The organism is Methylobacterium sp. WL18 (assembly GCF_008040015.1).
In the GTDB taxonomy this organism is placed as follows: Bacteria; Pseudomonadota; Alphaproteobacteria; order Rhizobiales; family Beijerinckiaceae; genus Methylobacterium; species Methylobacterium mesophilicum.
In genome coordinates this window covers 1-7315 of record NZ_VRVD01000221.1, presented here as the reverse complement: position 1 = coordinate 7315, position 7315 = coordinate 1, and the positions used below count along the sequence as shown (strand labels likewise).

At 69.4% G+C, this 7315-nt stretch carries 6 protein-coding genes and 1 pseudogene; 4 read left to right on the top strand and 3 right to left on the bottom strand.

Going from position 1 to position 7315, the window contains the following annotated elements; all coding sequences use genetic code 11:
* The 3 genes from FV228_RS16110 to aqpZ all read left to right on the top strand — a co-directional run.
* Positions 1-528: tRNA (guanosine(37)-N1)-methyltransferase TrmD (locus FV228_RS16110; RefSeq protein WP_147855550.1), on the top strand; the 528-nt coding region annotated here is incomplete at its 5' end.
* 353 nt (positions 529-881) lie between these two features.
* A complete protein-coding gene (locus tag FV228_RS16100; protein WP_147855548.1) occupies positions 882-2048 on the top strand; it encodes a phosphoserine transaminase in 1167 nt (388 codons plus the stop codon).
* A 661-nt stretch (positions 2049-2709) separates the two neighbouring features.
* Positions 2710-3450 carry an aquaporin Z gene (aqpZ, locus tag FV228_RS16095; protein ID WP_147855547.1) on the top strand — a complete coding sequence of 247 codons (741 nt, stop codon included), beginning with the start codon at positions 2710-2712 and terminating at the stop codon, positions 3448-3450.
* A gap of 337 nt (positions 3451-3787) precedes the next feature.
* Here the strand turns inward: aqpZ and FV228_RS16090 are convergent, their stop codons facing one another.
* From FV228_RS16090 to tesB, 3 genes are all read right to left on the bottom strand, one after another.
* Positions 3788-5299, bottom strand: coding sequence for an ammonium transporter (locus FV228_RS16090; RefSeq protein ID WP_147855546.1), 1512 nt, complete (start codon positions 5297-5299; stop codon positions 3788-3790).
* A gap of 66 nt (positions 5300-5365) precedes the next feature.
* Positions 5366-5704, bottom strand: coding sequence for a P-II family nitrogen regulator (locus tag FV228_RS16085; RefSeq protein ID WP_147855545.1), 339 nt, complete (start codon positions 5702-5704; stop codon positions 5366-5368).
* A gap of 435 nt (positions 5705-6139) precedes the next feature.
* Complete coding sequence (gene tesB / locus FV228_RS16080) at positions 6140-7039, bottom strand: acyl-CoA thioesterase II (RefSeq protein WP_147855544.1); 900 nt, start codon at positions 7037-7039, stop codon at positions 6140-6142.
* A 95-nt stretch (positions 7040-7134) separates the two neighbouring features.
* Between tesB and FV228_RS16075 the strand changes: the two are divergent.
* A pseudogene (locus FV228_RS16075) lies at positions 7135-7315 on the top strand (2-octaprenyl-6-methoxyphenyl hydroxylase); the annotation flags it as partial.

Genomic DNA, 7315 nt, shown 5'->3' with positions numbered 1-7315 from the left:
GTGCTGCGCTGCGACGTGCTCGCCGCCGCCATCGACGCCGCGACCGGGGCGGACGATCCGCGGCCCCGGCTGCTGATGTCTCCCCGCGGCCGGCCGCTCAGCCAGGCCCGGGTGCGGGACCTCGCCGCCGGCCCCGGGGCGCTGATCGTCTGCGGCCGGTTCGAGGGCGTCGACGAGCGCGTCATCGCCGGCCGCGGCCTGGAGGAAGTCTCGATCGGCGATTACGTGCTCTCCGGGGGCGAGATCGCCGCCCTCGTGGTGCTCGACGCCTGCGTCCGGCTCCTCCCCGGCGTGATGGGCAAGGCGCAATCGGGCGTCGAGGAGAGTTTTGAGGGCGGGCTCCTCGAATATCCGCACTACACCCGGCCCCGCGACTGGGAGGGGCGGCCGATTCCCGATGTGCTCTCGGGCGGGAATCACGGGGCCATCGCCCGGTGGCGGCGGTCGGAGGCCGAACGCATCACCGCCGAGCGGCGCCCGGACCTTCAGGCGGGCTCCAGATCGATCACGGGCCCGTCGCACTCGTAATCCAGGGGATCGAGTTGCAGGGGCTGGGCGGCGGGATACCGGAGCCGGCCCGCGAGGGCGAGGCGGGTCGCTAACGCGCCGATAACCATAAGTAAAACCGACCAGGCCGATACTATCGCAGCACTGTGGAAAGACATCAGCGTACCTCGAACGCAACACGGCACGCCATTAAGGCTAACGGCCCAAGATTAATCGACGGTTCCGTAGGCCCGAACAGCCTGTCCCGGGCAGGGGCACGCAGCGAAGACTGCAACCCGGACAAGCGCTTGCCAGAGGCCCGGATTGGGCGCATGCGCGGTTCCGGGACACTCCTCCCCGTCGAGGAGCGCCCATCTGCAAGGATGGATCCGACGATGAGCCGACCCGACAGGCGCCCGCGCGTTCCCCACTTCTCGTCCGGCCCCTGCGCCAAGCGTCCGGGCTGGACTCCGGCCGCCCTGGCCGACGCCGCACTCGGCCGCTCGCACCGCTCCGCCATCGGCAAGGCCAAGCTCGGCCGGGCCATCGACCTGACCCGCTCGGTGCTGCAGGTGCCCGACGATTACCGGATCGGCATCGTGCCGGCCTCCGATACCGGCGCCGTCGAGATGGCGATGTGGACGCTGCTCGGGCCCAAGCCCGTGGAGGTCGCCGCCTGGGAAGCCTTCGGCAAGGAGTGGGTCACCGACGCGCTCAAGCAGCTCAAGATCGCGCCCAGGATCCACCAGACACCCTACGGCGTGCTGCCGGACCTGTCGGCGATCGACACCAAGAATAACGACGTGGTCTTCACCTGGAACGGTACCGCCGCCGGCGTGAAGGTCCCGAACGGCGACTGGATCGCCGCCGACCGCGCGGGCCTGACGATCTGCGACGCCACTTCGGCGGCCTTCGCGCAGCCGCTGTCCTGGGACAAGCTCGATGTCGTGACCTTCTCCTGGCAGAAGGTGATGGGCGGCGAGGCCGCGCACGGCATGCTGGTGCTCTCGCCCCGGGCGGTCGAGCGGCTGGAGAGCCACGTCCCGGCCTGGCCGCTGCCGAAGGTGTTCCGACTGACGAAGGACGGCAAGCTGATCGAGGGCATCTTCAAGGGCGACACGATCAACACGCCCTCGATGCTGGCCGTGGAGGATTACCTCGACACCCTCGACTGGGCCGTGCGGATCGGCGGCCTGCCGGCGCTTCACGCCCGGGCCGACGCCAACGCCAAGGCGATCTACGACTGGGTCGCCCGGACCCCGTGGATCGCGCCGCTGGCGGTCGACCCCGCGACCTACTCGAACACCGGCGTGTGCCTGGTGATCGCCGACCCGGACGTGCTCGCCCGCGGCGACGCGGCGGTGGCGGCGCTCGCCTCGGGCATCGTCGAGCGCCTGGACCGCGAGGGTGTCGCCCTCGACATCGGCGCCTACCGCGACGCCCCGGCGGGCCTGCGGATCTGGTGCGGCGCCACCGTCGAGACCGCGGATCTCGAGGCGCTGACGCCGTGGCTCGACTGGGCGTTCGCGGAAGAGAAGGCGACGCTGTCGAAGGCGGCGTAGCGCCGTCGGCTGGGTCGTTCCCAGCCTCTCCCCGATCCCGAGGCGGCGCAAGCCCTCTCCGCCGCACGGGACACCGGTTCGGCGAATGAATGCGCGCCGAAACACGGACTGAGGGCCGTTCCCGATCGCATCCCGGTCGGGAACGGCCTCCGCGCTGGCAAGTCCGGCAGGCGGCCTCCGGAAGCCGCCGCGATCCCGGGAGACATCCTGCGAGGCTCCCGCGGCGCGTCGGGATGCGGTGAGGAACCGCGAGGTCCGTCGCGATCGCTGCAGCGGTCGCGTCATTGCGAGCCGTCAAACGCCGCGCGGCGCCGAAGTCCGACGGAACCCCGGCCCCCATGGAGCCGGGGTTTCTTTGGACCTGCGATGCGGCTCCCCGTCCGGCGCGGCGTCCCCGACGGCTCGACCCGGCAGCCGGACGCCTCGGTAGCGGGTCAAATCGGCAACCTTAGAGTTATACACAAACTTCAGGATGCCAGACTTCGACCGGTCGTCCGGGCAAGCCCGTGCAGGTTGTATCCGTCTTAAAACTATGCAGTATTCCCTTCCATATATGCCAAAAAATACAGTCAACATTGAAATTCTCCATCGGAAACGGCGAAGCTTACGAGCTTGAGATCCTTCTATCATCCCGCCAATCCAGCATTCGAGAGGTTCCGACATGGATCACGACACGATGCGCCGGGCGACCGCCGAGTTCTTCGGCACCTTCTGGCTCACCTTCGGCGGATGCGGTGCGGCGGTCCTGTCGGCGGCCTTTCCGGAACTCGGCATCGGCTTCCTCGGCGTAGCCTTCGCGTTCGGCCTCACCGTGCTGACGATGGCGTACGCGGTCGGGCACATCTCGGGCGGGCACTTCAACCCGGCCGTGACGCTTGGCCTGTGGTCGGCGCGGCGGTGCGCGAACCGGCACGTGCTTCCCTACATCGCCGCCCAGGTCGTCGGCGCGATCCTGGCGGCGGGCGTGCTCTACGTGATCGCGGCGGGGAAGGCCGGATGGATCCCGAACGGATTCGCCGCCAACGGCTACGGCGATCTCAGCCCGGGGAAGTACAGCCTCACGGCCTGCCTCGTCACCGAGTTCCTGACGACGTTCTTCTTCGTGTTCATCATCGTCGGCACGACCTCGAAGGGCGCGGCCGCCGGCTTCGCCGGCATCCCGATCGGGTTCGCCCTGGTGCTGATTCACCTCATCTCGATCCCGGTGACCAACACGTCGGTCAACCCGGCTCGCAGCACAGGGCCGGCCCTGATCGCCGGCGGCCCCTACGTGACGCAGCTCTGGTTGTTCTGGCTGGCGCCGATCCTCGGGGCGATGACCGCCGGAGCGATGGCACGCTGGATCTACGAGCCCGCGGAAATGGTCGAGACCCGCGTGATCGAGAAACGCGCCGTCGCGTGAGATCCTGACGGCCCGCCCGTCGCGGGCGGTGCCGGACCGAGACCCAATCCCAGCCCCGGCCCGGGCCCCGGCCCAGGGGAAGCCCCTGCCGCCCGGGGCTCCGACATGAAAAAGCCCCGGCTCACACGGAGCCGGGGCTTTTCGTTCGCGGAGCGCCGCCCCGCAGGGCCGCGCTCGGTCTTTGTTCTTGCGTCGGCTTTTCCGAAAGCCGGCTACCGCCTTTCGGGGCGATGCTCTGGAGCCGTTCCCGACCGCGTTGCAATCGGAAATGGCTCCAAGGCTTTGTCGGGACGCGATCTCTTGTGCCGAACCGGTGTCTACGTCGGCCCAGAGCGCCCTAGTAGTTGTAGGCGCGCTCGCCGTGGTCGGCGATGTCGAGGCCCTCGCGCTCCTCTTCCTGGGTCACCCGCAGGCCGATCGTCAGGTCGACGAGCTTGTAGAGGATCGCCGAGCCGATGCCGGACCACAGCAGGGTCAGGCCGACCGCCTCCGCCTGGATGATGAGCTGGCTCACCATGTCGTAGGCACCGACCGCCAGCTCGCCCGGCTTCGAGGTGTAGTCGGGGATGCCGACGCCGCCGAGGTTCGGGTCGACCAGGATGCCGGTCGCCAGGGCGCCCAGGATGCCGCCGATGCAGTGCACGCCGAACACGTCGAGGGAGTCGTCGTAGCCGAGCGCGTTCTTCACGGTGGAGCACATCACGAAGCAGACCACGCCGGCCACGAGGCCGAGCACGATCGAGCCCATCGGGCCGGCGAAGCCCGAGGCCGGGGTGACGGCCACGAGGCCCGCCACCGCGCCCGAGAGCATGCCGAGCAGCGACGGCTTGCCCTTGAGCGCCCACTCGGCGAACAGCCACGCCACCGCGGCGGCGCAGGTCGCCACGAAGGTGTTGAGCATCGCGAGCGCGGCGGTGCCGTTGGCCTCGAGGTTCGAGCCGGCGTTGAAGCCGAACCAGCCGACCCACAGCAGCGAGGCGCCGATCATGGTCATGGTCAGCGAGTGCGGGGCGAGCAGGTCGCGGCCGTAGCCGATGCGCTTGCCCATGATCAGGCAGCCGACGAAGCCGGCGATGCCCGCGTTGATGTGCACCACGGTGCCGCCGGCGAAGTCGAGGGCGCCCTTCTGGAAGAGGAAGCCCGCATCCTTGTTGACCGCGTCGAGCGCCGCCTGGGCGGTCGCCTTCGAGGCGTCGTCCGTGGCGGCGGCCAGCGCCTTGGCGGCGTTGCCGACGGCATCCGGGCCGGCCCAGTACCAGACCATGTGGGCCATCGGGAAGTAGATGAGCGTGACCCAGAGGATCGTGAACACCACCAGGGCGGAGAACTTCATCCGCTCCGCGAAGGCGCCGACGATCAGCGCCGGGGTGATCATCGCGAACGTCATCTGGAAGCACAGATAGGCGTATTCGGGGATCACGACGCCGTTGGAGAAGGTCGCCACCGTCGAGTTGGCGTCGATGCCCTTCAGGAACGCCTTGGACAGGCCGCCGACGAAGTCGTTGATGCCGCCGCCGTTGGTGAAGGCGAGGCTGTAGCCGTAGAACACCCACAGCAGGCCGACGATCGACACGATCGCGAACACCTGGGTCAGCACCGACAGCATGTTCTTGGTGCGCACGAGGCCGCCGTAGAACAGTGCCAGGCCCGGCACGCTCATCATCAGCACGAGGGCCGCGGAGATCATCATCCAGGCGGTGTCGCCCTTGTTGGGCAGCGGCACGGCGGCGGCGGCCGGAGCCGCGGAGGCGGCTTCCGGAACCGGGGTCTGCGCGAGGGATGGCTCGATCAGGAGGGCGGCGAGCGCCGCGCCTCCCAAGCCGAGCATCAGGGCGTTACGGACTTTCATGGACAGGTGGCTCCGGTCACGATGCGTTGCGCGTTGCGTAAAGGTTGAGGCTGTCGGCGGGCCGGCTCAGAGCGCGTCGGCGTCGGTCTCGCCGGTCCGGATGCGCACCGCCTTCTCGAGGGGCAGCACGAAGATCTTGCCGTCGCCGATCTGGCCGGTGCGGGCCGCCGCCGCGATGGCGTCGATGACGCTGGCGGTCAGGTCGGAGGCGACCGCGACCTCGATCTTGAGCTTGGGCAGGAAGCTCACCGCGTATTCCGCGCCGCGGTAGATCTCGGTGTGGCCCTTCTGGCGGCCGTAGCCCTTCACTTCCGTCACCGTCAGGCCGTGGACGCCGATTCCGGTGAGCGCGTCGCGCACCTCCTCCAGCTTGAACGGCTTGATGATGGCCATCACGATCTTCATGGGCGGCGCCCCCTTACCGAGTCCCTGGGAACCGATGCCGTCGCCCGATCCACGCGGTGGCCCGATCAGAGCCGCCCGCCGAGCCGGGCTGGCCCGCGGTTGAGCGGGGCTATTCAAGGACTATGCCACCCGAGCTTGGCGGGGAACTTTTCAGCCGGACGCGCTTATGCCCAGCAAATAGACCCGTTAGGCGAAGCGTTGAGCACGCTGCGTCGGAGTGTTGCCCATAAGGCGTGCAAACGATTGATAAAACGGCATATCATGGCGGTGCATTTTTGCAACGCACGTTGGCGAAGGCTCCTTAATCCGCCGGCGATGGGTGATACGGTGGCTTAAAGCCTCCGTTGAACCCCGTTGCCTCAGGCGCCCACCCCACCATTCCGGGGGCCGCCCTCGCCGCGCGGATCGACAGACGAGCCGTTCCGCGCCGTGACCTCATCCCCCATGCGGCCGGATCAGACCCTCTTGCGCCACCGAGGCGACGAGGTTGCCGGCGCGGTCGAAGATCTCCCCACGGGCGAAGCCGCGGGCACCGCCGGCGGCCGGGCTGTCCTGAGCGTAGAGCAGCCAGTCGTCGACCCGGACCGGGCGGTGGAACCACAGGGCGTGGTCGAGGCTCGCCGCCTGGATGTCGGGATCGAACACCGAGCTGGCATGCGGGATCAGCGACACGTCGAGGAGGGTCATGTCGGAGGCATAGGCCAGCACCGCCCGATGCAGGGCCGGGTCGTCCGGCAGGACCGAGGCCGCCCGCAGCCAGACATTGAACACCGGATCGGGGCGCGACCCGTCCTTGCGGCGGGCGGTGTAGCGGTCGAGGTTCACCGGTCGCAGCTCGATCGGGCGCTCGCGGCCGAAATAGGCGGCGACCGCCTCGGGCATGCCGGAGGCGCCGGCGGCCGCCAGCGCCTTGCCGTCGAGGAGGCCGTCCGGCCCGGCCACGGCCGGCCTGCCGGGCTGGTGCTCGAACCCGCCCTCGGAGACCTGGTAGGAGATCGTGGTGGCGAAGATCGCCCGCCCGTGCTGGATCGCCTTGACCCGCCGGGTGGTGAAGCTGCGCCCGTCGCGGATGCGCTCGACCTCGTAGACGATCGGCGCGCGGGGATCGCCCGGGAGCATGAAATAGGCGTGGAGCGAATGGGCCGGCCGGTCGTCCGGCACCGTGCGGGTGGCGGCCACCAGGGCCTGGGCCACCACCTGGCCCCCAAACACCCGGCGCCAGCCGGTCTTGGGGTTCTGGCCGCGGAATAGATCGACCTCGAGACGCTCGAGGTCGAGGATGGCGATGAGCTCGGCGACCGCGTCGGTCATCGCGTCGGTGGTGGCGTCGGTCATGAGTCGCGGGGTTTCCGTTCGTCGTCCAAACGCGACATAGGCCTTTCGGGCGGAGCGATCCACGCGCTCGGCCCCCAGATCGGAGATCCGTGACGATGACGGCCCAGACGCCCCGCCCCGGCAGCCGCAGCCTCCTGATCGCCGGCGGCGGCCTCGCCAGCCTCGCCCTGGCCTTCGCACTCAAGCAGGCCCACGGGCCGGCTCTCGCCGTGACCGTGATCGACCCGCACGGTGCCGATCCCGCCCGGCACCGCGGCCGCGCCTACGCGCTGGCGG

What these genes read in the sequence shown, in the direction of transcription:
- FV228_RS16100 (WP_147855548.1), top strand. Translation starts at nt 882, where the DNA reads ATGAGCCGACCCGACAGGCGCCCGCGCGTTCCCCACTTCTCGTCCGGC.
- aqpZ (WP_147855547.1), top strand. Translation starts at nt 2,710, where the DNA reads ATGGATCACGACACGATGCGCCGGGCGACCGCCGAGTTCTTCGGCACC.
- FV228_RS16090 (WP_147855546.1), bottom strand. Translation starts at nt 5,299, where the DNA reads ATGAAAGTCCGTAACGCCCTGATGCTCGGCTTGGGAGGCGCGGCGCTC.
- FV228_RS16085 (WP_147855545.1), bottom strand. Translation starts at nt 5,704, where the DNA reads ATGAAGATCGTGATGGCCATCATCAAGCCGTTCAAGCTGGAGGAGGTG.
- tesB (WP_147855544.1), bottom strand. Translation starts at nt 7,039, where the DNA reads ATGACCGACGCCACCACCGACGCGATGACCGACGCGGTCGCCGAGCTC.